Here is a 22,066-nt window from a genome sequence, read left to right on the forward strand (position 1 = left end):
AGGTTTTGGGATTCCCCGAGAGTAGCCGGATGACCGGCAGGTAACCGAGAGCTGACCTGTCGGTTCTCTCACAAGAACGATAAGGGAATCGATTCAGTATCACCGGAATGGGCCATACGCAGAAATTCTTCCGGTGATCGATGGCACAGCCGGCAGACGAATCGGACATGAGAAAACCCGGCACGAGGTCTCGTGCCGGGTTGTTCTGTGACCAGGATTACATTAATCGGCCCGCCGAAATGGACTAAACCATTCTTGTATTGGTCCAGGCCATTTCAGGATTTAGTTGGGGCTGATCCACTGGCCGGTGGCGGAATCGATCTTCGCCACTCCTTCGAGTGTTTCGGTGCCTTCGCCACCCCACGCCGCGTCGCCCGCCGGGTCGCCTTCGGCCGCCGGAGCGCTCGTGAAGGCCGAGTCGATGTCGTTGTTGACCAGGCCGCTGCCGACCTCGGACCACTGGCCGGGGCCGGTGTGCTCGTAGGTCTTGGAGTTGCCGGAGGCGTCGGTCTCCACCGCGATGTCGGCGCTGCCGTCGCCGTCCTTGTCGGTGAAGGCGATCGTGCGGCCGTCCTCCGTGTGGACGATGGCGGTGTCCGGGGTCCCATCGTTGTTGGTGTCGACGGTGGGCGGGCCGACCTCGACGTCGCCGCTGGGCATGTCGGCGTGCATGGTGCCGCTGGTGCCCGCGTCGGAACCGTCGTCGTTGCCGCCGCCCCCCGCCTCGACCCAGGAACCGGACGCCTCGTCGTAGACGGCTTCCTGGACGACCTTGCCGTTCTCGTCGAGCACCGCGTACTGGTCGGCTTCGCCGTCGCCGTCGCTGTCGACGAACGCCTGGCCCGTGCCGTCCTCGTGCTGGATGACGGCGGCGTCGTTCACGCCGTCCTTGTCGAGGTCGTAGTTGAGCTCGGCCTGGTACTCCTCGCCGTCAACGTGGACGGTGACCGCTTCGGTGGAGCCCGACTCGGTGTCCGTGCCGCCGCTCTCGTCGACCCACATGGGATAACCCCCTCGTTGACCTGCTGGTGTGTCGAAGCTTAAGACTCACCGTAAGCCGGTTCGGTTCCGGTCCACAACAGGACCACCCGCTGGGGCCGTCCGGAGGTTCGTCAGGCTGGGAGCCCCGTGCCGCCCAGACCGACGCACCACGAGCCGCCCTCCTCCTGCGTCACCCACAGGATGCTCGGGTCGGGCGCCGCGTCCGTCCTGCGGATTTCCACGTCGAAGGACACCCGCGTCGCTTCGTTCTGCCGTCGCGCACCGATCATCACCGTGGTGCCGTGCTCCGCGAACCCGGCCACTGATTTCGAAGCCGGGTACTCGGCCGAAGGGGCACAGTCGACATTCGTCAGCTTGACGGGATCCCGAGTCTCCACCGCGTCGGCGTAGGCACGGGCGATCTCGTCCGGGCCACCGGGAAGACGCTGATAGGCCACCTTGTCCGAGTTAGCGACGACGACGCCCACCACGACCACCGTCGCGATGGTCAGCACCATCACCCCGGCCAAGACCCCGAAGCCGATGAAGAGCCTCTTTTTCTTCTTCGCCCTCTTCTCGACCACCCAAGGCGGCTCGGCGAACGGCTGCTGCTGCTGCTGAGGAAAGGTCACGCTTGATTGTCGCGCAGTGACCGAATGCGTCCGAGCAGTGCCTCAGCGCGGTCCCGGCCGTCCGAGACGTCCTTCAGGCGCTTCGCGACGACCGAGATCTTCTTCGCCCGTTCCTGCGCGCCCATCTTGATCGTCTTGTCGACTTCCTTCAGCTCCGCCTCGATCGCGTCGATGCGGCGGCCGAGGGCTTCGTCGAGCGCCATCGAAAGCTGCTGTTCGGCTTCGATCAGCTGCTCCGCGACGAGCTGGTCCAACGTGGACCGCGCGTCGGCGATCGCCTCGACCAGCCATTGCTTCATGTGCTGCTTGTCCGACGCGTGTTTGCGGGTCCGCGCCATCCACCAGCCGGCACCGAGCCCGATGATGATCGTGGCGGGCAGGATCACCGGGTTCAGGATCGCGACGCCCGCCAGCGGCAGCGCGGCGACCTTCCCGGCGCCGAGACCACCGGAAACCCCCATGAAGATGAGCAGTTTGTCCTCGGCCGTCGGCGGTTTCTTGTCCGGCGGGCGCAGCACGACCGGCGGGCCGCCCGCCCTGGCGAACTGGCCTCGGATGATGTCGAGCTCTTCGGGCGAGAACAGCTCGGCGAGCGCGACGTTGGTGACCTGGTTGAGCCGCTGGGAGAGCAGCATCGAGATCCGCTGCGACGTCGTCTGCAGCGCGATGTCGACCTGCTGGGGCAGCGCGGCGAGATCGTCCCGTTTCGCGCCGTCGATCCGCTGGCGGAAGTGGGTCGACGCGTCGCGCATCTGCCTGCTGGTCTCGTGCCCGACCTCGACACGGGTCCGCTGGATCTCCGCACGCAGCTTCAGCTGCCAGCCGCGGGTCGACGACCGGCGTTCGGTGGTCAGGTCGTCGCGGCGCTGGCGCAGCTGCTCCGCTTCGGCCTCGCCGGCGGACAGCGCGCGGCTTTCCGCCTGGAGTTTCGCCTTGAGTTCGCCGAGCGCGCTCGACAGCGCGCGCAGGGTGTTGGCCTCGCCCAGCATCGCCGAACGGCCGACCAGCATCTCCTGCAACGCGCCCTGCAGCGCGGCGATGCCCGCCTTCTCGCGCAGCATCATGGCCATCTGCTCGTTCGGGGCCTTGGCCGCCGTTTCGAACATGCGCGCGGACACCGGGTGGAACACCGCGTCCGCGAACCGGGGGGCGTGCTCGGCGAGCAGCCGCCGGTCGGCTTCGAGGACTTCGCGCCAGCCGCGGAACTGGTCGGTCTTGGTCAGCGCGAACAGCACGGTCTCGACGCGCTCGCCCATGTCCTGCAGGAACTGCAGTTCCTGCGCGGTGAACGGCGAAGAGGAGTCGACGACGAACAGCAGCGCGGTGGCGCCCGCGGCGGCCTCCTTCGCCAGCTCGCCGTGCATCGAATCGAGCCCGCCGACGCCCGGGGTATCCACAATGGACACTCGTTCGAGCAGCGGGACCGGGCCGGAGACCTCGACGTACCGCGGCGGGATCTGCCCTTCCGGCAGTTCGTGCGCCGCCGAGACCCAGTGGATCAGGTCGTTCAGGTTGATCGGCACCGGCGCCAGCTGGCCCGGGTAGCAGGCCTGCGCGGACCACTGCTCGGCGTGCTCGAAGACGAGATACGTCGCCGTGGCCACGTCGGCGTCCACAGGGGATAGTCCCGGCATGGACAGGAGCGCGTTCACGAGCGAGCTCTTGCCGCGGTTGGTCTCGCCGACCACCACGACCGAAGGCTTCTTCGGCCGCGTCTTCCGGATGTCCTCGACCCATTTCGCGGCCTGGGGATCGGCTTCGCGGACGACGGTGAGCAGCTGCTCGCGGGTGCTCTTCACGACCGCGGGCAGGTTGGCCGCCGCGCTCGGAGCGGTCACTGTGCCTTCTTCGCGTAGACGATGACGATCGGCGCGCGCAGCACCCGGTCGTGATCGGCGAACCCGACGACCTCGGTCTCCGCGACGAGCCCTTCGAGTGCCGGATCCTCGGTCGCGACCGCGCCGCCCGCCTCGTGCACGGCGGGGTCGAACCGCTCGCCGTCCGGACGCAGGGCACGGACGCCGATCGCGGCGAGACCGTGTTCGAGCCGCTCGACGACACCGCCGCTGCGGGCGCGATCGAGGGCGTACAGGCACATCTGGATCAGTGCCTGCCTGTCGGCGAGAGCCTGTTCGAGGTCGGCCGGACCCGTGGTCGTGGACTCCACATCGGGTTTCGACGCGGCTTCGACCTCCGTGGTTCCCTCGGACGGCGAAGTCCCGCCATCCGCTTCGGCGATGATCGCCGCCGAGATCTGGCCGGTCGGCACATCGTCCGGATTTTCCTCGTCGACCGCCTTCTTGCGCAGCCAGGCACCCACCGATTCGACCCCCGTAACTGATGTCCCGGGCTTACCGATCAGCCCGGGGAGATTTCACCAGTGTCGGCCACCCGCCCGGCCGCCGGGGGCGGAATCGCCAGAACGGGACGAAGGAATCTGGCGATCAGCTCCTTCATCACCGCGAGTTCCGCCGCCGGATCGAGGTCAGGCTCCAGAATCACGCGGGAGAGCGGCGCATCGACCAAAGCGACGAGCCAGCTGGCCACCGTCCGCGGGGGCAACCCGGGGTCGATCCGGCCCGCGTCCACCGCCCGCGTCACGAGGAGGGTGAGCCCGTCGCGCAGGGCGCGGTCGTTGCCCTGGACGAGCTCGGCAAGGTCGGCGTCGCGGGAGCACTGCGCGGCGACTTCGAGGACGAGTTTGGCCGCGACCGGGTGCAGCAGCTGCTCGGACACGTGCGCGACGACGTGGAGGATCGACTCCCACGGGTCCTCGATCTCCCCGGCGCCCGCGAGCAGGGCCGCGGTCTCGTCGGCGTCCTGCTCGAAGATGCCGACGAACACCGCGCGTTTGTTCGGGAAGTAGTGGAACAGGCTGCCGGTGCTGATCCCCGCCGCGCGGCAGATCTCCGCCGTCGTGGTCTTCTCGAAGCCCTTCTCCGAGAAACGCCACGCGGCCGCGTCGAGGATGGCGCGGCGTTTGGCCTCGTGTTTGGCGGGGTCGACCGTCCTCATTTCACCGCCGGGGGCTCGTCGAGCCACGGGTAGCCGTACTCGAGGAAGGCCTTGGCGACGGCCTCGCGGTCGACGTCGCCCTTCTGCCGCGCCAGTTCCCTGCCGTCGGCGGCGAGCAGGACGAGCTCCTTGCCGTCGAGGAAGACGGCCTCCAGCTCGGCTTCGTACGCGCGGCTGCGGCCCTTGGTGGTGAGCGTGATGCGGGTCGGCGTCACCTTGACGATCAGCCGTTCGTGCGCCCAGACCGCGGCGAACAGCAGGCCGAGGACCAGGCCCACGCCGATTCCCACGACCGTTCCCCAGGGCTGGGGGATGTTCGAGACGAGCTGGAACGGGCCCTTGAACGGGATCCAGCTCAGGGACGCCACCCAACCCGAGATCGACTGGAGGAACCAGCCGAGGGCGGCCCCCGCCAGTGGGCAGCCGATCCAGGAGGCCGTGCGCAGCCACTGGGGCTCGTCGACGATCATTTCCATGCGCCCATTATTAGACCGAGCGCTCGGTTTATCAATCCGGCCCGCGTTTAGTCGACTACTTGCCTGGATGCCTTCCGGCGCCTGACTGCGGTCGGGGCAAGTAGTCGACTAAATGCGCGGATCGCGGGAGGTCAGTCGCGGATCTGCTGCCAGATGAGGAAGTAGGCCCGGTGCACGACGTGCGCGACGCGGCTTTGGGCGGGCGTCGCGCCGAAGGACGCGAAGGAGCGCCACCAGCCGGCGCGTTCCAGGGCGTGGGCGGCGAGATCGGCGCGGGGAGCGCCCGGCTTGCCGAGCTGGGCGCCGATGTCGGCGTTGCTGCCGACCCGCAGGACCTCCTCGGACAGGTCCTCGGGCATGTCGACCGCGCCGGACGCGACCAGGGTGAGCGCTTCGAGCAGGCGCAGCTGATGCGCCTCGGGCTTGGCGAGCAGAACCTCGATCGCGTCGTGGACGCGCTGCCGCTCGGCCGGATCGCCGGACGCGTGGGCCAGCGCGGTGACCGAAGCGAGCGCGGCGGCGGCCTTGATGCCGTCGGCGCGGGCGGCGAAGACGATGCTCAGCCGCTGGCGGACGGCTTCGAGCCCGGAGGCGTCGAGCAGCTTCCGCCGCAGCGAGCCCGCGGTGATCTCGGGTTCCTTGCGGATCGCCTCGACGGCGTACCGGACGCCGAACAGGTCCAGTTTCTCCAGCAGCCGCAGCCGGGTGCCCGCCGCGACGTCGCATTCCCAGCTGGTGAAGATGTCCGCCGAGATCAGCATGGTCTCGAGGATGTCGTCGTCCATCTCGGCCAGCTGGCGCAGCGCCTCGGCGTCGGGTGAGGTGAACCCGCCGGACTCGGCCGACTCCGCGATCAGCCCGATCACCGGCAGCACGTCCGCGACGCGGGGTTTCAGCGTCGCGGCCTGCTTCTCCGACAGCAGCGTCGCGGCCTTCCACACGTCGCCGCCCGAGCCTTCGACCGACTCCGGCGCGATGGTGTCCGCCTTGTTGAGCACCGCGATCGCGTTGACCGGGCCCGCCTCGCGGCTCGCGGTCGCGGCGGTGAACGCGGCCAGCGCCTGCTGGTCGTCGGCGCGCACGCCCTGCGTGACCACGTAGAGCACGGCCTCGGCGCCCGCGACCGCGTTGCGCGAGGTGTCGTCCAGCTCGTCGGAGCCTTCTTCTTCCTCTTCGTCATCGTCGGGCTTGCGGTGCTTCGCCGCGCCCAGCAGTTCCTCGGTCCGCGACACCGAAGCGGCGTCGAGCGAGCCGAGGCCCGGAGTGTCGATGACGGTCATGCCCTGCAGGACCGCGTTGGTGAGGTACGCCTCGATATGCGACACCTGGTCGATGTCGATGCCCAGCTCGGCCGGGATCATCCCGTCGGCGGAGAAGGGCAGCACCTGTTTGCGGCCGTCGTTGAAGACGATCTCGACGCGGTCGACCGTGCCGTACTGGAACCGGGTGACCAGCCGCGTGCACTCGCCGACGTCGGTCGGCGCGACCCGGCGGCCGATCAGGGCGTTGACCAGGGTGGACTTCCCCGATTTGATCCGGCCCGCGACGGCGACCTGCAACGGGCCGCCCAGCCTGCGCAGCACTTCGGCGAAACCCGCCGCGGTCCGCGCGGACACCTGGGGCTGGAGGCGATGGCAGAGATTCGCCACCGACATCGACAACGGACCGGCGAGACGGCCCTGCTCCGTCGCTGAGGTCACGGCGCCCACCCCTCCCAGTCGTCGAGCACGCCGAGGAGAATCGTGCCATGCCGCTCATCCTCGGGTCGCACCGAAGGTGGTACCGGCGACCGACGCGCGAACGGCATCGCCCGACATAGTGTTACCAGGTGCGACGGTTAAGCCTCTGGATGCGTGCCCACCCCATGGCCGGGGACAGCTTCATCGCCGTCGCCCTGCTGCTCACGGACCTGCTGTTCTTCGTGGCGGCGGCCGAGACGCCCGAAGTCCCGATGCCGCCCTGGTACGTGGTCCTGCCGCTGGACATCGCGATGGTCGCGCCGCTGGTCTTCCGGCGGAAGGCGACGCTGTGGTCGGCGTATCTCCTGCTGCTGATCGGCATCCCGCACAGCGCGCTGGAGCTGGGCGCGGCCAGCGCGTTCGCGATGATGATCAGCATCTACTCGGTGCTGGTCTACGTCGGGCGCAAACAGGGGCTGCTGTACCTGCTGGCGACCGTCGTCGTCTCGGGGCTCCAGCTGTGGATCGACACGCCGGAAGACGTGTGGATCCTGGCGATCATCGCCCTTTTCTCCACCGCGCTGTGCTGGACGCTCGGTGAGTTCGCCGGCGCGAGGCGCGCCTATCACGAGGAGGTGGAAGCCAGGTTGCATCTGCTTGAGACGGAACGGGACCAGGCGACCAGGATCGCCGTCGGCGAGGAGCGCGGACGTATCGCCCGTGAGCTGCACGACGTCGTCGCGCACGCGGTGAGCGTGATGGTCGTGCAGGCCGACGGCGCGTCCTACGCGGTCGACGGGAATCCCGAGATGGCGAAACGAGCCCTGCAGACGATTTCGGAGACCGGCCGCGGCGCGCTCGCCGAACTGCGGCGCCTGCTGGACGTGCTCCGCAGCGACGGCGACGACGAGCCGCGCGTGCCGCAGCCGGACGCCAGCGCGCTGACCGACCTGGCGGACCGGATCCGCCAGGCGGGGGTGCCGGTGACGCTGGCGATCGGGCCGGAAGCGCTGGCCGGGCTGCCCGCCGGTGTCTCCCTCGGCGTGTACCGGATCGTTCAGGAATCGCTGACGAACACGCTGAAACACGCCGGTCAGGGCGCACAGGCCGAGGTGGTGGTGCGCCGCGAGGCCGACGTGATCGACGTCAAGGTCACCGACGACGGCGCCGGCCGCGCGAAACAGCTGGTGCCCGCGGCGACGAAGGTGGCGGCGCACACCGCGCCGCCGCGGAAGCTCACCGTCCCCGGTGGGAACGGATTGATCGGAATGAGGGAACGGGCGAACGTCTTCGGCGGCACGCTGGAGGTCGGCCCCGCTCCCGGTGGAGGGTGGCAGGTGCACGCGAGGCTCCCGGTTAGGTTGGCGACGTGATACGGGTGGTGGTCGTCGACGACCAGGAATTGATGCGCGTCGGGTTCCGGATGGTCCTGGGCGCGCAGGCCGACATCGATGTCGTCGGAGAGGCGGGGGACGGCGCGCAGGCGATCCGGCTCGCCGAGGAACTGCGGCCCGACGTCGTGCTGATGGACGTCCGGATGCCGGTGCTGGACGGGGTCGAAGCGACGAAGCGGATCGTCGAGGCCGGAACGGCTCGGGTGCTCGTGATGACGACGTTCGATCTGGACGAGTACGTCTATTCGGCGTTGCAGGGCGGGGCCAGCGGGTTCCTGCTGAAGGACACGCAGCCGGACCATCTGGTGTCGGCGCTGCGGGCGGTCGCTTCGGGTGACGCCGTCGTCTCACCTTCGGTGACCCGGCGGTTGCTCGATCGGTTCGTCGGCGGCGGCGGGAAGCCGATGCGCGACGCGGCCGAGCTCGATGTCCTCACCGAACGGGAGCGGGAGGTGCTCGTGCTGATCGCGAAGGGGCTCTCGAACCTGGAGATCGCCGAGACGCTGTTCCTGTCCGAGGCGACGGTGAAGACGCACGTCGGGCGGATTTTGTCGAAGCTGGATCTGCGCGATCGGGTGCAGGCCGTGGTGCTCGCCTACGAGACCGGGCTGGCGCGTCCCGGCGTCACCTGAGCCTCTGCGCCACTGTCACACTCGCTCGCCCCTGCAGTACGTGAAGGCCCCCTTCATTGCGCTAGACGCAGTGAAGGGGGCCTTCATGTACTTGGGGAAGGTGTGAAGGTCGAGTTTCCTCGGCTGAGCCGAGGGAAGGGGGCCTTCGCGCGCAACTGCTGGGGCTGGCGACCGCGAGTCCCTTCGGAAAGCCGGATCTCGCGTGATTCCAGGCGGAACTCACGTGATTGGAGCCGGAACACACGGAAAAGTGATCATTCGGTGAGCACTTTGCGGTGGATCCTTCTTCTCAGAGCCACTACTTGAGGAGAACGAAATGCTGCGAGGTCTCACCACCACCACGTTCTACGCCGACGACCTGGCCGCCGCGATCGAGTGGTACTCCGGCCTCTTCGGAATCGAGCCGTACTTCGTCCGCAACGGCCCCGACGGCACGCCGGCGTACGCCGAGTTCCGGATCGGTGACTACCAGCACGAGTTCGGCCTGGTCCGCGGGGACTTCCGGCCGCCGTCGGCGCAGCCGGGCCCCGGCGGGGCCATCGCGAACTGGGCCGTCGACAACGTCGAGGACGCCTTCGCGAAGCTGCTGGAGAAGGGTGCGAAGGAGTACGAGCCGATCATCGAGCGCGGGCCGGGCTTCGTGACCGCGGCCGTCGTCGACCCGTTCGGCAACGTCCTCGGCGTCATGTTCAACCAGCACTACCTGGACGTGCTGGCCGGGAAGAAGTAGCTCCCCGGCCGGCACGATCCCTCAGCGGTACAGCGCGTGATCCGCCGTCGCGGTGTCCTTGCCCGGCTCCCTGACTTCGGCCATCCACTTGCCGAAGTCGGGGCGTGAGCCATCGACGTCGGTCAGGCCGTACTCGTTCATCAGCGTCCACGACGCGAGCGTCTTGCCGGCGAACCGCGAGACCTCCGGGTCGGTCGCCAGCTTCGCGACACCGCGCCCGAGCAGCGCCGGGGTCTCCGAGATGGCGAAGTCGACCGGGGCGGTCTTGCCGACCGCGTCACGCCACGTCTCCTCGGTGACCCCGAAGTGGTCGAGCATGGCTTCCGACCGCAGGAAGCCCGGCGTGACGGTCATGCCGACGCAGCCGTACTTCTCGAGTTCGGCGCCGAGTGCCCTGCCGATCGCGCGGATCCCGCATTTCGCGAGGAAGTACGGGATCCCCGCGCCGACGTACTCGTCGTGGTCGCCGTCGGTGACCTCGATGACGAGGCCACCTTCCCGCCGCACGACCAGCGGGAGCAGCCGGTGCAGCGCGATCAGATGCGTGTCGATCGCGTTGTGCACCAGCGTGAGCGCGTCGTCGAGGCTGGAGTCCCAGTACGCCCCCTCGAAATCCGCGAACGGGTCACCGCCCCACACGTCGTCGACCAGGACGTCGATCCGGCCGTCCACTTCGGACTCGATCCGCGCCTTCAGCGCGTCCACATCGGACACGACGGTGAAGTCGGTCCGGACGGGGATCCCCCGGCCGCCCGCCGCGTCGACGAGCTCCGCGGTGTCTTCGATCGTCTCCGACCGCTTCATCGGCGACTGGTGCTCCCGCGTCGTGCGGCCGGTGACGAACACCGTCCAGCCGAGCCTTCCCAGTTCCACCGCGATCGCCCGGCCGCAGCCCCGCGTCGCCCCCGTGACCACGGCCACTTTCCGGTCCATTCAGGACACTCCCTTCCACGCGGTCAGCACCGCGTCCACGTCTTGCCCCAACCGTTCGGTGATCCGTCCCTTCGGCCGGATCGACCAGTCCAGCGCGGCCCCGTTCGCCACCCCCAGCAGCACTCGCGCGGCGCGGACGACACCCGGCGCGCCCGGCAGGTCACGCGTCGCGACGCGCACGAGCCTGCGTAATTCCGCTTCCACGGCGGTGAAATGTTCACCGAGCAGGGCGCGCAGCTCCGGATCGCCGATGTCCACCCCCAGCTGCCCGAGATGGTTCGCCGCGGTCTCCGCGTCGCCCAGGCCCTCGTAGACCACGACGACCGCCGCCCGCAGTGCTTCCACGGGATCGGCCAGCTCGCCGCATTCCCGCATCAGCCCCACGACGGATCGCGTGTTCGCCCGGCTCAACGCCAGCAGAAGACCGTTCTTCGAACCGAACCGCTGGGCGACGGTGCCGACCGCGACCCCGGCCTCCGCCGCCACCTGGGCCAGCGTGAAACCAGGGCCGACCTTGCCGATCACGGTTCCCGCCGCGGTCAGCAGTCGTTCGTCGGTGATGCTGCGGGGCCTCGCCATGCGATTATTGAACCACGGTTCATTAACCCTGGCGAATCAGGGTCACTCTCAGGGGTATCACCGATCGCGTACGCCGCCGGAAGACGGCAAGCTACGTCTCAGGTCGGGTATCAGGTTGGCACCTCAGGATGACGCGCTCGGCCACCCACATGGACGACGATTGTTCTCGCAGTCGCCGAGGGGAGCAGACATGATCGAGGCAGCGGGCCTCACCAAGCGGTACGGCAAGACACTGGCGGTGAACGACCTGTCCTTCTCCGTCGCGGCGGGTGAGGTCACCGGGTTCCTCGGCCCCAACGGGGCGGGCAAGTCCACGACCATGCGGATGATCCTCGGTCTGGACAACCCGACCTCGGGCCAGGTGCGCATCGGGGGCAAGCTCTACCGCGAACTGAAAGACCCGCTGCGGACCGTCGGCGCGCTGCTGGACGCCAAATGGGTGCACCCCAACCGGTCGGCGCGGGCGCATCTGCGATGGATGGCGAAGTCCAACAAGATCGCGGAGAGCCGGGTCGACGAGGTGCTCGAGATCGTCGGGCTCACCAGCGTCGCCGGGAAGCGCGCCGGTGGTTTCTCCCTCGGCATGTCGCAGCGGTTGGGGATCGCGGCGGCACTGCTGGGCGACCCGGAGGTCCTTCTGTTCGACGAGCCCGTCAACGGCCTCGACCCCGAAGGCATCCTCTGGATCCGGAAGTTCATGCACCGGCTGGCCGACGAAGGCCGCACTGTATTCGTTTCCTCGCACTTGCTTTCGGAGATGGCGCTGACCGCGAGCCACCTGGTCGTGATCGGCAAGGGGAAGCTGATCTCCCAGTCCTCCACCGAGGATTTCGTGGCGCGGGCCGCCGAGAACACGGTCAAGGTCCGGTCGCCGCAACTGCCCGCGCTGCGCACCGCGCTGACGCAGGCGAGCGCTCAGGTCACCGACGCCGACCGAGCGATCGTGGTGTCCGGTTTGGACAGTGACAAGATCGGCGAGATCGCCGCGGCCAACCAGATCGTGCTGCACGAGCTCAGCCCGCAGACCGGCTCCCTGGAGCAGGCCTTCATGCAGATCACCGGCGATTCGGTCGAGTACCACACCGGTCTCGAAGCCGAAGCCGCCGAAGTGGTCACCGCCGCCCAGTAGCCGTCCACTCTTCTGAGGAAAGAAAAGCCATGACTCTGCTCGCCGTGGAACGCATCAAGCTGTTCACCACCCGCTCACCCTGGTGGTGCGCGCTGGCCGCACTCGCGGTCGTGATCGGCTTCGCCGCCATCGTCTCCGGTGCCGCGCCCGCCGGGGAACTCACCGACGTCAGCCTGACCCAGTTCGGTTACGGGTTCGGCATGGCCGTGATCATGGTGCTCGCCGCGCTTTCGGTGACCACCGAATACCGTTTCGGCACCATCCGGACCACCTTCCAGGCCGTGCCGAACCGCACTTCGGCGTTGCTGGCCAAGACCGGCGTCGTCGCGACGCTGTCGCTCGTGATCGGCGAGATCGCCGCGTTCGGCGCCTGGGGCCTCGCTTCGATCATGCGGCCGGAAGACCTCATGCTGGACACCACCGCGGAGTGGGTCAGCGTCGCCGGGGTGGGCGTGGTGTTCGCCCTCGCCTCGGTGATCGCGATCGCCGTCGGCATCCTGATCCGGCACAGCGCCGGCGCCATCTCGCTCGTGCTGATCTACGCCCTCGCGGTGGAGAACCTGATCCAGCTGATCCCGAAGATCGGCAAGGACATCTATGACTGGATGCCGTTCCACGTCGCCGACCGGTTCCTCACCGGGGGCCCCGCCGCGGCGGACGCACCGTTGAACCAGGCAGGCTCGCTGGCCTACTTCGCCGGTTTCGCGCTGGTGCTGCTGGTCATCTCGCTGGTCGTCGCGAACAAGCGCGACGCGTAAGGACTTCCACAGGGGAGAAAGCCGGACGTCTCACTCGGGGGAGCGAGACGTCCGGACGGGGAGAAAAAGGGGAACAAGGACCGGGCCGCCTATCGGGGGGCAGCCCGGTCCTTTCCCGCGTAATGTCGGAATCCACCGGAGGGAGGGCTGATGATCGAGGCCATCGGACTCACGAAACGCTACGGCGACAAGCTCGCCGTCGACGATCTTTCCTTCACCGCCGAAGCAGGACGGGTGACCGGGTTCCTCGGCCCCAACGGGGCGGGGAAGTCCACCACCATGCGGATGATGCTCGGGCTCGACAACCCGACGTCGGGCACGGTGACGATCGACGGCCACGCCTACCGCGAACTGCGTGATCCACTTCGGACGGTCGGCGGCATGATCGACGCCACCTGGCGGCATCCCGGCCGCACCGCCCGCGAGCACCTCCGCTGGATCGCCGCGACCAACGGCCTGCCGGACAAACGCGTCGACGAGGTGCTCCGGCTCGTCGGGCTGGAGCCGGTCGCCCGCAAACGCGCCGGGCAGTTCTCGCTCGGGATGGCGCAGCGGCTCGGGATCGCCACGGCGCTGCTGGGCGACCCCCGGGTGCTGCTGTTCGACGAGCCGGTGAACGGGCTCGACCCCGAGGGCATCGTGTGGATCAGGAAGCTGATGCACGCGCTCGCCGCCGAGGGACGCACCGTGTTCGTGTCCAGCCACCTGCTGCCGGAGATGGCGCAGACCGCGCAGGACCTCGTCGTGATCGGACGCGGGAAGCTGATCTACCAGGGCACGATGGAGGATTTCGTCGGCCGCGCGAAGGGTCTCGGCGTGCGGGTCCGCAGCCCGCATCTGCCCGAGCTGCGGAGGGCGCTGACCGAGAAGGGCGCCGAATTCCGCGAGGAGGACGGCGCGCTCGTCGTGTCCGAAATGGACAGCGACCACATCGGCGAACTCGCGTTCGCCGCGGGCGCGACCCTCCACGAGCTGAAGCCGCTCACCGGCTCGCTCGAACAGGCGTACATGCAACTCACCGCCGAGGCCGTCGAGTACGGCACCGGCCAGGTCCCGGAGGTCGTCGGATGACCGCGGCGAACATGCTCCGCGCGGAGCGGATCAAACTGCTGAGCACCCGCATGCCCTGGTGGTGCGCGGGTATCGCGGTCGTGATCGCGCTCGCCTACACCGCGTTGTTCTTCGGTTTCGTCCCGCTCGAAGGCCAGACCGGCGTCAACTCGACGCAGGTCGCCAGCGCGCTCGGCCGCACCGTGGTGCTGGTCCTCGCGATCCTCGCGGCGGCGACGGAGTTCAACTGGGGCACGATGAAGCTCACCTTCCAGGCGGTGCCCTCGCGGTTGCCCGCCTTGCTGGCGAAGGGCGCCGTCGTCGGGGTGTTCTCGGGGCTGATCGGCCTGCTGGTGGGCTTCGGCTCGTGGGCGATCGCGTACTTGATCAAACCGGCCGCCGACCTGGGCCTGGCTTCGGGCGCCGACTGGCGCGCGGTGGCGGGGCAGGGCCTGACCTTCTTCCTGACCGGTCTGCTCGGCGTCGGCCTCGGGCTGTTGTTCCGCAGTCCCGCGTTCGCGCTCGGGTTCGCGCTGGCCTGGACGCAGCTGCTCGAGGGACTCGTCATGCTGATCCCGAAAGTGGGCGACGACATCTACCAGTGGATGCCGTTCTTCGCGGCGAATCAGTTTTCGGGGCCGGATCTGACGGTTTCGATGCTGAAACTCGAACCGCCGTTGGGACCGTGGGGCTATTTGGCTTATTTCGGCGGCATCTGCGTGATTGTTTATGCGGCCGGGCTGATGATCACCCATCGAAGGGATGCTTGAGCTTTTACCGCGGCCAAAGGAGTTAAGTCCACGTTAAGAGGCTGTGGCTTCTCTCACAGGAAGCGGACATACTGTTCCTGACCGGGCGATGCTCGGGATGAGCCTATTTCTCGGCTCTCGGCCCCGGAGGTGATCCTTGACGGTGGATTCCGGTCAGGGAGTGGAACGTATGATCCCGCAAGCCCGCACGGAAAGTATGCAGCCCCGGCTCGAGCCCATGCTCGACCTCGAATGGTCACAGGCGATCGAACTGCCCCGCACGGTGGCGTCCGCGACCCGGCCGTCGGATATCCGCCGCGCCTGGGTGCATCGCGCTCCCGAAGATCTCGTCGTCGCGTTGTACCGCGCGTCGAGCGGAATGCACGGCGAAATTCCCGCGCCTTGGTGGCTTCGGGCCATCGTGGACGGACGGCTCGAATCGCGGGAGCTCGGTTTCCGCATCGAAGATCGCATCGCCGGCCTGCTCGGCAGGCGGCCCGGTTGGGAATTCGTGCCGTGGGCCGCGGACGGTGAATCCGGCTACTGGGAGTTCATGCCTTCCGAACGCGGCGCGTCCGGGCATTCGATCCCGACCACGGTGCTGAACACCAGCGGCCACGACGGCTGGATCGACGTCCTCCCCGCCCATTCCGGTACGACGCCCGCCCCGATCGCGGTCGGCGGATTCGCGGGACTGCGCTCGCGGCTGGGGGAGTTCGAAGCCGTCCGGTAACCGCCGCGTTTAATGGGCTGGTGGAAAACGAGGACCAGCCACGGATGCGCAGCGTGGTCAGCTATGTCAAACGCGGCGGCCGGATGACCGTCGGGCAGCAGCGAGCCTGGAACGAACTCTGGCCGTCGCTCGGCCGCACCGTCGGCGAACTGCCCGAAGGACCGGTGGACTTCGACGACTGGTTCGGCAGGCGGGCCCCGGTGATGGTGGAGATCGGTTCGGGCATGGGCGAGACCACGTCCCAGCTCGCCGCCGCCGCGCCGGAACTCAACTACGTCGCGGTCGAGGTGTACGACCCGGGGCTCGGCCAGCTGATGCTGCGCGCCGAGAAGCTCGGTGTGGAGAACCTGCGGCTGATGCACGGTGACGCCGTCGTGCTGCTGACCTCGCACGTGGAGCCGGGCGCGCTGTCCGGCGTCCGGCTGTTCTTCCCGGACCCGTGGCCGAAGAAGCGGCACCACAAGCGGCGGATCGTGCAGCCCGAGTTCGTCGCGCTGGTGGCCTCGCGGCTCGCGCCGGGCGGGACCTTCCACATGGCGACCGACTGGGAGAACTACGCCGAGCAGATGATGGAGGTCTGCTCGGCCGAGCCGCTCCTGCGCAACCGCCACGCCGGCGAGCCCGGCGGCTGGGCGCCGCGTCCGGACTGGCGGCCGATCACGAAGTTCGAGAACCGCGCCGACGTCGAGGGCCGGATCTCGCACGATCTGATCTTCGAGCGGGTTTAGAGCACACAGAAAGGGCCGGTCAGGACGTCCCCACGTCCCCTGACCGGCCCTTTCTTCACACCCCCGTGCCTTGGAACGCCCCCTGCGCGTCCCCGGTGCCCGTTCGTCCCTCCCCCGACAGAGAGACGACCGGGCACCCGGCCTCGTGGATGTGATCACCCGACTCCACCCACGAGACCTGCCCGCCCAGGCGCCATGACGCCATTCGGGCGAACCTTTTTTCTATTCGTCGGCCAAGGGCTCCGACTGCACCCGCTTGAGCGCCGGGGTCGAGACGGATGCCCCGAGCAACGCCACCCCGATTCCCAGCACCACGGGCGCCAGCAGCCACGGGCTCAGCACGACCGACTCCTTCTCGACCAGGCTGTAGAGCCCCATGCCGACTCCGATCCCGACCACACCCGCGCCGATGGTGGCCACCATCGCGGGCAGAGCCGCTTCCATCCGCAACGCCCTCGCCAGCACCCGGACCGGTGTCCCGGCCGCGATGAGCGCCCCGAAGGTGCGGCGGCGGTCCATCACCGAACCCGCGGTCGCCACGGCCGCGCTGCAGCCGGCGAGCACGCCGGCGGCGATGAGGCCGATGACGGTGACCCGGCGCAGGTCGCCGAGCTCCTGCTGCTGGCCGATCAGGTGCAGGCCGCGGCTGCCGACCTCCTGGCCGGGGGCCGCGCCGACCAGCGCGGTCCGCACGACCTCGGCGTTCTCCGGGGTCGTCGGCACGATCACGTCGAAGCGTTCCGGCGTGACCCCCGCGGGCACCAGGGCCGGGTCGATGACGATCGTGCTGGACGTGTCCTCGTCACCCTGCGGGAAGAGGTGGACGGGGGCCTTCGGATCCAGCTGCGGACCGGCTTTGTCGTACTCCGACAGCACGCGGTACTCCGCCGGGTTGATGGCGTACCTGCTGTAGATCGCCGGACCCGGCCGGCAGGAGCCGCCGATGTTCACCCGCAGGAGTTTCGAGGCGTCCTCACAGGTCATCACGAACGCCCGGCTCAGATTCTGCGAGCGGGTACCCGGTTCGCCGGTGGACAGGTAGACCTGCCCGACCGAGACGGCCTTCTCGGTGATCCCGTAGCGGGTGAGGGACGCGTTGGTCCGGTCGGCGACCTGCCGTGCCTGGGTCGCGTCGGATTGGGCGTAGAGGACGTTGTCCTTGAAGGTCCGGCCGCCACCCGCCATCGACTCGAACGAGGGCAGCAGGGTGAGCGCCATCGAGCCGGTGAAGACGGCGAGCACGACACCCGCGGTGGCGCGGTAGGCGCTCTTCGGGTCGTCGCGGAGCCTGCGCCCGGCCAGCAACGACGCCGGTTTGCGCCAGATCCGGACGAACGTGCCGCCGACCGCCGAGGTGACCCACGGTCCGATGATCGCGGCCGAGCCGACCAGCAGGAACAGTCCGAGCATCACCATCGGCAGGCTGGCGTTGTCCTGGGTGATCGCGAAGAGGAAGAAGGCACCGGCCACGGGGACCGCCAGCAGCCGCCACCAGTGCAGCGGCTTGCGAGCGTGAGCCGAGGCCGCGAACAGCGGCGTCTTCAGCACGCGGCGGATGCCGAGGACCCCGGCGAGGACGACCAGCAGCGGGATCGCGATGGCGACCGCGATGGTCGAGCCGACCGACAGGCTGAAGTCCGACGCGAGCCAGGTCCCGCCCGCCCAGGGGACGAACGTGGAGAGCCCCTGCAGCGCGGGCGCCACGAGGATGCCGAGCAACGCGCCGACGGTCGCGGACAACGCCGTTTCGGCGGCGACGATCTTCGTCACCTGGCCGGGAGTCGCCCCGGCGAGCCGGAGCGCGGCCATCCGCAGCTCACGCCGGGCGGCGGTGAGCCTGGCCGAAGACGCGACGAGCACCAGGCTCGGCACGAGCAGGACGATGACGCCGACCCAGGCGAGCAGTTCGAGCATCGGGTCGGGTTTCGCCTGCTTGTTGGGGAAGCCGTCCGCGGCGAGCGCCGTCTGCGGCATCGTCTCCGGGGTGTGGCCGACGACGGCGACCAGCTGCTCCGGATACATCAGCGATTCGGGGCCGAGGGCGTCGACGAGTTTGCCGAACCGGTCCCCGAGCTGCGCCTGCGGCGCGGACTGGATCAGTTTCCCGAGTTCGGGCGAAACGATCGACTCGCCGGGGCCGGGCAACCTCGGGATGCCCGGCGGCAGGCTGAGCATCGGCGCGGTACCGGTCAGGGCGATGTCGACGCGGATGATCTCGCGGTCGCCCGAGTAGTCCTTGTTCGACGCCATGAGCAGCGGCGCCGGGCGCTGGCTCTCCCCGGATTGGGAGTAGTAGCTGCCGATGTCCTGCCAGATCGCCCGCTGCGAACGGGCCTGCGTGGCACCGGGAAGAGAGGCGAGCAGGAGCACCAGACTGGTCGCGACGGCGACCCCGACCGCGGTGAGGATGGCCGACGTGCGGGTCCGGCGGTCGACCCGGAGCACCCGCATGGCCAGCTGGAAGCTGTTCATTACGCGGCCAACCTCGTCGCGATCAGGCCGTCCCGGATGGAGACGGTGCGCGGCATGGCTTCGGCGAGCTCGCGGTCGTGGGTCACCACGATCACCGCGGCGCCGCTGTCGGCGGCAGCGGCGAGCAGCGCGTCCATCGTGGCGCGGCCGGTGCGGGTGTCGAGCGCGCCGGTCGGCTCGTCGGCGAAGATCACCTTCGGCCGGTGCGTCAGCGCGCGGGCGATCGCGACGCGCTGCGCCTCACCGCCGGAAAGCTCGCCGGGGCGGCGCTTCTCCTTGCCCGCTAGGCCGAGCTTCGCCAGCCATTCGCGGCCGGCTTCGATGGATTCCTTGCGCCCCTTGCCACCCAGCAGCGACGGCAGCGCGACGTTCTCTTCGGCGCTCAGTTCGGCGACGAGCATCCCGGACTGGAACACGAAGCCGAACTCGGTGCGCCGAAGTTCGCTGCGCTTGCGCTCGTTGAGCTGGTCGACGCGCTGGCCCGCCAGGAAGATCTGCCCGGAGTCGGCGCGGAGGATCCCGGCGAGCACGTGCAGCAGGGAGGTCTTGCCCGAGCCGGAGGGCCCGACGATGGCGACCGCGTCACCCGCCTGGATGTCGATGTCGATCCCGGCCAGCGCGTGCTGTGTGCCGTACCGCTTCACCAGCCCGCGGCCCGAAAGCACCGCGCCGTCATCGCGCCTGCCGTGATCGTGCTGCCAGGGCGCTGCTTCGGAATTCACGTTACCTCCCACTCAAAGGCGCCCTGCCATCACGATCACGGGACCTGACGGTCAACAGGGGCGCGACTTCAAAAGATCAAAAGACCTCGGTCACTTCAGCCTCGATCAGCTTTGCGAAACCGCCGTCTGTCCACTTCGGGCAGACGGCCAGTGCTGATCACCCGCGCATCGGCCGATCGGCCGACCCGGCTCGGGCCGGTCGGCCAAGGTGCGGACGGCGGCCGATCCTCTACCGTCACGGTGTGACAGCAGGTCCGGCCCAGAACAAGTTCACCGCGCGGGTGAGTGCGCTCGCGCGACGGATCGGCATGCCCGCCGTCGTCCTGCTGGCCGCGCTCGCGTTCGACCTGGTCTTCGTGACCGACGCGGCCTTCGACGACACGGGCCCCCGCGGCATCGATCTCCTGCTGTTCCCCGGCATTTTCGCGATGGTGTTCTGCGCGCTCTGGGCGCAGAAGAGGGCCGCCGTCGCCGCCGTCGCCGCCTCGGTCGTGCTGGTGGCGTACACGCTGGTCGTCCGGTACTTCAACATCCCGACCTACTCGAGCGTGCTCGCGCATCTGTCCATCACCGAGGTGGTGGCGGGGGTCGAGATCCTGTTCTACGCCGCGCGCCGGACGCGACCGGGTGTCGCCTTCGCCGTGATCTCGGGTCTGGTGCTGGCCACGTTGACCGCGGTGTCCGGGCGGTACTTCTACGGCAGCGATTCGAACGGCACGATGGCGCAGGCGATGCTGTTCGGCGGCATCCTGCTGGGCGGCACGCTGATCTTCGCGATCCCCGGCCGCGACCGCACGGCGCATCCGAAACGCTACGAAAAGCTGCAGAAGCTCAACAAGCTGGTGATGGGGCAATGGCCGCTCATCGGTCTGCTGGGTGTCGCGCTGATCCTGGAGTTCGGCTTCACCTACGAGAGCGGGGCGCACGGTTTCCCGATCCTGGTCTGCTCGATCGTCGCGGCGATCATCGCGGTCGCGGCGCCGCGACGGCCCGCCGACGCGATGGTCGCGCTCACCGCGGTCATGCTGCTTTCCGCTCTGGTGACGCCGTTCCTGCGGCTCCGCTACGACTACGCCACGCCCGGTGGGGTGCCGGGGACGCAGATCGTCGCGGGGATGGGACTGGTCGTCACCCTGGTCCGGGCGGTCGGGCTGAGCAAGGCCGTGTCCCGGATCGCGGGGCTTTCGGCCGTGGTCGCCGTGGCCGCGATCCTCAACACCAAACGGCCGACCCCCAAGCTGATGACCGACCCGGACGAGATCGCCGGCCTCGCCGTCGCGGCGGTGCTGCTGCTCGGTATCTCGGTGGCGGTCGGCCTGGCGTTGCGTTCGCGGGATTCGGAGCGGACGCAGGTCATCCAGTCGGCGATCAGTGACGCGCAGACGTCGGAACGGATGGCGCTGGCGCGGGAACTGCACGATGTCGTCGCCCACCACGTCACCGGGATCGTCGTGCAGGCGCAGGCGGCGAAGATGATGGGCGAGAAGAATCCGCAGGTCGCGGTCGAGGCGATGGGCCGGATCGAGGACGCCGGGGTGGAGGCGCTGGCGGCGATGCGGCGGCTCGTGCGGAGTATGCGCGGCGACGCCCCGGCCGGGAGCAGCGAGTTCAGCGAACAGGCCACCACCGATCTCGCCGCCGACCTGCGGACGCTGATCGAACGGTCGAACCACGGCGTGAAGACGTCGATGAAGCTCGAACTGCCGTCGAACGTGCCGCACGAGGTGGGGCGGTCGGCGTTGCGGCTGGTGCAGGAGTCGCTGACGAACGTCGGCAAGCACGCGTCGGGGGCGAAAGAGGCGCTGGTCATCGCCGAGGTGTCCGGGAACGAACTGCACCTCCAGGTGACCGATGACGGACGCGAACCCCAGCGGCGTCCGGCGGGCGGGTCGGGCGGCTACGGTCTGATCGGCATGCGCGAACGGGTCGCCCTGCTGCACGGCCGGCTTTCCGCCGGGCGGGCGCCGGGCGGCGGATGGCGCGTCGAAGCGTGGCTACCACTTGAAGGAGAAGAGTGATCCGGGTATTGATCGCCGACGACCAGGACATGGTGCGGATCGGCTTCCGGATGATCCTGGACGCGCAGGACGACATCGAGGTGGTCGCCGACGTGGCGGACGGTGTCTCGGCGGTCGCGAAGGCGCGGGAACTGCGGCCGGACGTCTGCCTGCTGGACATCCGCATGCCCGGGATCGACGGGCTCGAGGTCACCAAGCAGCTGGCGGGCCCGGATGTCACCGATCCGCTGAAGGTCGTGGTGGTGACGACGTTCGACCTCGACGAATACGTGCACACCGCGCTGCGGAACGGTGCGAGCGGTTTTCTGTTGAAGGACGCCGGGCCGGCGCTGCTGATCGAAGCCGTGCGCGCGGCCGCGCGCGGGGACGCGCTGGTGTCGCCGCAGATCACCGTCCGGCTGCTGAAGCATTTCGACGGCGGGACGGTGAAACGCGACGTCAGCCCGCCCTCGGAGCCGCTGACCGCGCGGGAGCTGGACGTCGTGAAGGCGGCCGCGAAGGGGCTGACGAATACCGAGATCGGGGCCGAGCTGTTCCTGTCGCTGTCGACGGTGAAGACGCATCTGGCGTCTGTGCAGGGAAAGGTCGGTGCGCGGAACCGGGTGGAGATCGCGGCGTGGGCGTGGCGGAGCGGAGTTGTGGACTGACCGTAAGCT

The 22,066-nt window shown here is 68.9% G+C and carries 22 protein-coding genes; 11 read left to right on the plus strand and 11 right to left on the minus strand.

The window, feature by feature from the left end; genetic code table 11:
• Positions 1-282: 282 nt before the first annotated feature.
• The 7 genes from AMK34_RS16130 to AMK34_RS16160 all read right to left on the minus strand — a co-directional run bounded on the left by AMK34_RS16130 (position 283) and on the right by AMK34_RS16160 (position 6,759).
• On the minus strand, positions 283-1,002 hold the full coding sequence (locus AMK34_RS16130; RefSeq protein WP_038521816.1) for a hypothetical protein: 720 nt from the start codon (positions 1,000-1,002) through the stop codon (positions 283-285).
• A 110-nt stretch (positions 1,003-1,112) separates the two neighbouring features.
• The gene (locus AMK34_RS16135; protein ID WP_073845874.1) at positions 1,113-1,613 is read right to left on the minus strand and encodes a hypothetical protein; all 501 of its coding nucleotides are present in this window, start codon (positions 1,611-1,613) and stop codon (positions 1,113-1,115) included.
• The gene (locus AMK34_RS16140; RefSeq protein ID WP_037334264.1) at positions 1,610-3,451 is read right to left on the minus strand and encodes a dynamin family protein; all 1,842 of its coding nucleotides are present in this window, start codon (positions 3,449-3,451) and stop codon (positions 1,610-1,612) included. Before AMK34_RS16140 ends, AMK34_RS16135 begins: the two co-directional genes overlap by 4 nt.
• Positions 3,448-3,933, minus strand: a complete 486-nt coding sequence (gene grpE, locus AMK34_RS16145; RefSeq protein ID WP_038521821.1) for a nucleotide exchange factor GrpE — start codon at positions 3,931-3,933, stop codon at positions 3,448-3,450. Before grpE ends, AMK34_RS16140 begins: the two co-directional genes overlap by 4 nt.
• A 38-nt stretch (positions 3,934-3,971) precedes the next feature.
• Positions 3,972-4,628, minus strand: a complete 657-nt coding sequence (locus AMK34_RS16150) for a TetR/AcrR family transcriptional regulator (RefSeq protein ID WP_073845875.1) — start codon at positions 4,626-4,628, stop codon at positions 3,972-3,974.
• Positions 4,625-5,104 (minus strand): YqeB family protein, encoded by a 480-nt coding sequence (locus tag AMK34_RS16155; RefSeq protein WP_073845876.1) that lies wholly within the window; start codon positions 5,102-5,104, stop codon positions 4,625-4,627. Before AMK34_RS16155 ends, AMK34_RS16150 begins: the two co-directional genes overlap by 4 nt.
• Before the next feature lie 131 nt (positions 5,105-5,235).
• Entirely contained in the window at positions 5,236-6,759 is a 1,524-nt protein-coding gene (locus tag AMK34_RS16160; protein WP_143202509.1) for a dynamin family protein, read from the minus strand.
• A 194-nt stretch (positions 6,760-6,953) separates the two neighbouring features.
• Here AMK34_RS16160 and AMK34_RS16165 point away from each other — a divergent pair, with 194 nt between their 5' ends.
• From AMK34_RS16165 to AMK34_RS16175, 3 genes are all read left to right on the plus strand, one after another.
• On the plus strand, positions 6,954-8,156 hold the full coding sequence (locus tag AMK34_RS16165; RefSeq protein ID WP_443111207.1) for a sensor histidine kinase: 1,203 nt from the start codon (positions 6,954-6,956) through the stop codon (positions 8,154-8,156).
• Positions 8,153-8,809 carry a response regulator gene (locus tag AMK34_RS16170; protein ID WP_005167029.1) on the plus strand — a complete coding sequence of 219 codons (657 nt, stop codon included), beginning with the start codon at positions 8,153-8,155 and terminating at the stop codon, positions 8,807-8,809. The genes AMK34_RS16165 and AMK34_RS16170 overlap by 4 nt, the downstream gene beginning before the upstream one ends.
• A 316-nt stretch (positions 8,810-9,125) precedes the next feature.
• Complete coding sequence (locus AMK34_RS16175; RefSeq protein ID WP_038521830.1) at positions 9,126-9,539, plus strand: VOC family protein; 414 nt, start codon at positions 9,126-9,128, stop codon at positions 9,537-9,539.
• 21 nt (positions 9,540-9,560) lie between these two features.
• On the opposite strand, the gene AMK34_RS16180 is transcribed toward AMK34_RS16175, so the two are convergent.
• The gene (locus AMK34_RS16180; protein WP_038521833.1) at positions 9,561-10,472 is read right to left on the minus strand and encodes an SDR family NAD(P)-dependent oxidoreductase; all 912 of its coding nucleotides are present in this window, start codon (positions 10,470-10,472) and stop codon (positions 9,561-9,563) included.
• On the minus strand, positions 10,473-11,051 hold the full coding sequence (locus tag AMK34_RS16185; protein ID WP_073845877.1) for a TetR/AcrR family transcriptional regulator: 579 nt from the start codon (positions 11,049-11,051) through the stop codon (positions 10,473-10,475).
• Between the two features lie 190 nt (positions 11,052-11,241).
• Here AMK34_RS16185 and AMK34_RS16190 point away from each other — a divergent pair, with 190 nt between their 5' ends.
• The 6 genes from AMK34_RS16190 to trmB all read left to right on the plus strand — a co-directional run bounded on the left by AMK34_RS16190 (position 11,242) and on the right by trmB (position 16,198).
• Positions 11,242-12,180 carry an ABC transporter ATP-binding protein gene (locus AMK34_RS16190; protein ID WP_073845878.1) on the plus strand — a complete coding sequence of 313 codons (939 nt, stop codon included), beginning with the start codon at positions 11,242-11,244 and terminating at the stop codon, positions 12,178-12,180.
• A gap of 29 nt (positions 12,181-12,209) precedes the next feature.
• The gene (locus AMK34_RS16195; protein ID WP_073845879.1) at positions 12,210-12,938 is read left to right on the plus strand and encodes an ABC transporter permease; all 729 of its coding nucleotides are present in this window, start codon (positions 12,210-12,212) and stop codon (positions 12,936-12,938) included.
• A 150-nt stretch (positions 12,939-13,088) separates the two neighbouring features.
• A complete protein-coding gene (locus AMK34_RS16200; protein WP_038521845.1) occupies positions 13,089-14,009 on the plus strand; it encodes an ABC transporter ATP-binding protein in 921 nt (306 codons plus the stop codon).
• Positions 14,006-14,758 (plus strand): hypothetical protein, encoded by a 753-nt coding sequence (locus AMK34_RS16205; protein ID WP_073845880.1) that lies wholly within the window; start codon positions 14,006-14,008, stop codon positions 14,756-14,758. The genes AMK34_RS16200 and AMK34_RS16205 overlap by 4 nt, the downstream gene beginning before the upstream one ends.
• A gap of 169 nt (positions 14,759-14,927) precedes the next feature.
• A complete protein-coding gene (locus AMK34_RS16210; RefSeq protein ID WP_038521851.1) occupies positions 14,928-15,470 on the plus strand; it encodes a hypothetical protein in 543 nt (180 codons plus the stop codon).
• A 44-nt stretch (positions 15,471-15,514) separates the two neighbouring features.
• On the plus strand, positions 15,515-16,198 hold the full coding sequence (gene trmB / locus AMK34_RS16215) for a tRNA (guanosine(46)-N7)-methyltransferase TrmB (RefSeq protein WP_241832806.1): 684 nt from the start codon (positions 15,515-15,517) through the stop codon (positions 16,196-16,198).
• Positions 16,199-16,420: 222 nt separating this feature from the next.
• Here trmB and AMK34_RS16220 read toward each other — a convergent pair whose 3' ends face one another.
• Together AMK34_RS16220 and AMK34_RS16225 are read right to left on the minus strand one after the other, a co-directional pair.
• Positions 16,421-18,670: an FtsX-like permease family protein gene (locus AMK34_RS16220; RefSeq protein ID WP_073845882.1), complete on the minus strand. Its 2,250-nt coding sequence runs from the start codon at positions 18,668-18,670 to the stop codon at positions 16,421-16,423.
• The gene (locus tag AMK34_RS16225; protein ID WP_038521860.1) at positions 18,670-19,335 is read right to left on the minus strand and encodes an ABC transporter ATP-binding protein; all 666 of its coding nucleotides are present in this window, start codon (positions 19,333-19,335) and stop codon (positions 18,670-18,672) included. Before AMK34_RS16225 ends, AMK34_RS16220 begins: the two co-directional genes overlap by 1 nt.
• 299 nt (positions 19,336-19,634) lie before the next feature.
• Here AMK34_RS16225 and AMK34_RS16230 point away from each other — a divergent pair, with 299 nt between their 5' ends.
• A complete protein-coding gene (locus AMK34_RS16230) occupies positions 19,635-21,410 on the plus strand; it encodes a sensor histidine kinase (protein ID WP_073845883.1) in 1,776 nt (591 codons plus the stop codon).
• Positions 21,407-22,057 carry a response regulator gene (locus AMK34_RS16235; RefSeq protein ID WP_038521866.1) on the plus strand — a complete coding sequence of 217 codons (651 nt, stop codon included), beginning with the start codon at positions 21,407-21,409 and terminating at the stop codon, positions 22,055-22,057. The genes AMK34_RS16230 and AMK34_RS16235 overlap by 4 nt, the downstream gene beginning before the upstream one ends.
• The last annotated feature ends 9 nt before the right edge of the window (positions 22,058-22,066 follow it).

The organism is Amycolatopsis sp. CB00013, from assembly GCF_001905755.1.
In the GTDB taxonomy this organism is placed as follows: Bacteria; Actinomycetota; Actinomycetes; order Mycobacteriales; family Pseudonocardiaceae; genus Amycolatopsis; species Amycolatopsis japonica.

What these genes read in the sequence shown, in the direction of transcription:
- AMK34_RS16190 (WP_073845878.1), top strand. Translation starts at nt 11,242, where the DNA reads ATGATCGAGGCAGCGGGCCTCACCAAGCGGTACGGCAAGACACTGGCG.
- trmB (WP_241832806.1), top strand. Translation starts at nt 15,515, where the DNA reads ATGCGCAGCGTGGTCAGCTATGTCAAACGCGGCGGCCGGATGACCGTC.
- AMK34_RS16200 (WP_038521845.1), top strand. Translation starts at nt 13,089, where the DNA reads ATGATCGAGGCCATCGGACTCACGAAACGCTACGGCGACAAGCTCGCC.
- AMK34_RS16150 (WP_073845875.1), bottom strand. Translation starts at nt 4,628, where the DNA reads ATGAGGACGGTCGACCCCGCCAAACACGAGGCCAAACGCCGCGCCATC.
- AMK34_RS16220 (WP_073845882.1), bottom strand. Translation starts at nt 18,670, where the DNA reads ATGAACAGCTTCCAGCTGGCCATGCGGGTGCTCCGGGTCGACCGCCGG.
- AMK34_RS16180 (WP_038521833.1), bottom strand. Translation starts at nt 10,472, where the DNA reads ATGGACCGGAAAGTGGCCGTGGTCACGGGGGCGACGCGGGGCTGCGGC.
- AMK34_RS16160 (WP_143202509.1), bottom strand. Translation starts at nt 6,759, where the DNA reads ATGTCGGTGGCGAATCTCTGCCATCGCCTCCAGCCCCAGGTGTCCGCG.
- AMK34_RS16205 (WP_073845880.1), top strand. Translation starts at nt 14,006, where the DNA reads ATGACCGCGGCGAACATGCTCCGCGCGGAGCGGATCAAACTGCTGAGC.
- AMK34_RS16155 (WP_073845876.1), bottom strand. Translation starts at nt 5,104, where the DNA reads ATGGAAATGATCGTCGACGAGCCCCAGTGGCTGCGCACGGCCTCCTGG.
- AMK34_RS16195 (WP_073845879.1), top strand. Translation starts at nt 12,210, where the DNA reads ATGACTCTGCTCGCCGTGGAACGCATCAAGCTGTTCACCACCCGCTCA.
- AMK34_RS16130 (WP_038521816.1), bottom strand. Translation starts at nt 1,002, where the DNA reads ATGTGGGTCGACGAGAGCGGCGGCACGGACACCGAGTCGGGCTCCACC.
- AMK34_RS16175 (WP_038521830.1), top strand. Translation starts at nt 9,126, where the DNA reads ATGCTGCGAGGTCTCACCACCACCACGTTCTACGCCGACGACCTGGCC.
- AMK34_RS16210 (WP_038521851.1), top strand. Translation starts at nt 14,928, where the DNA reads ATGATCCCGCAAGCCCGCACGGAAAGTATGCAGCCCCGGCTCGAGCCC.
- AMK34_RS16165 (WP_443111207.1), top strand. Translation starts at nt 6,954, where the DNA reads ATGCGTGCCCACCCCATGGCCGGGGACAGCTTCATCGCCGTCGCCCTG.
- AMK34_RS16185 (WP_073845877.1), bottom strand. Translation starts at nt 11,051, where the DNA reads ATGGCGAGGCCCCGCAGCATCACCGACGAACGACTGCTGACCGCGGCG.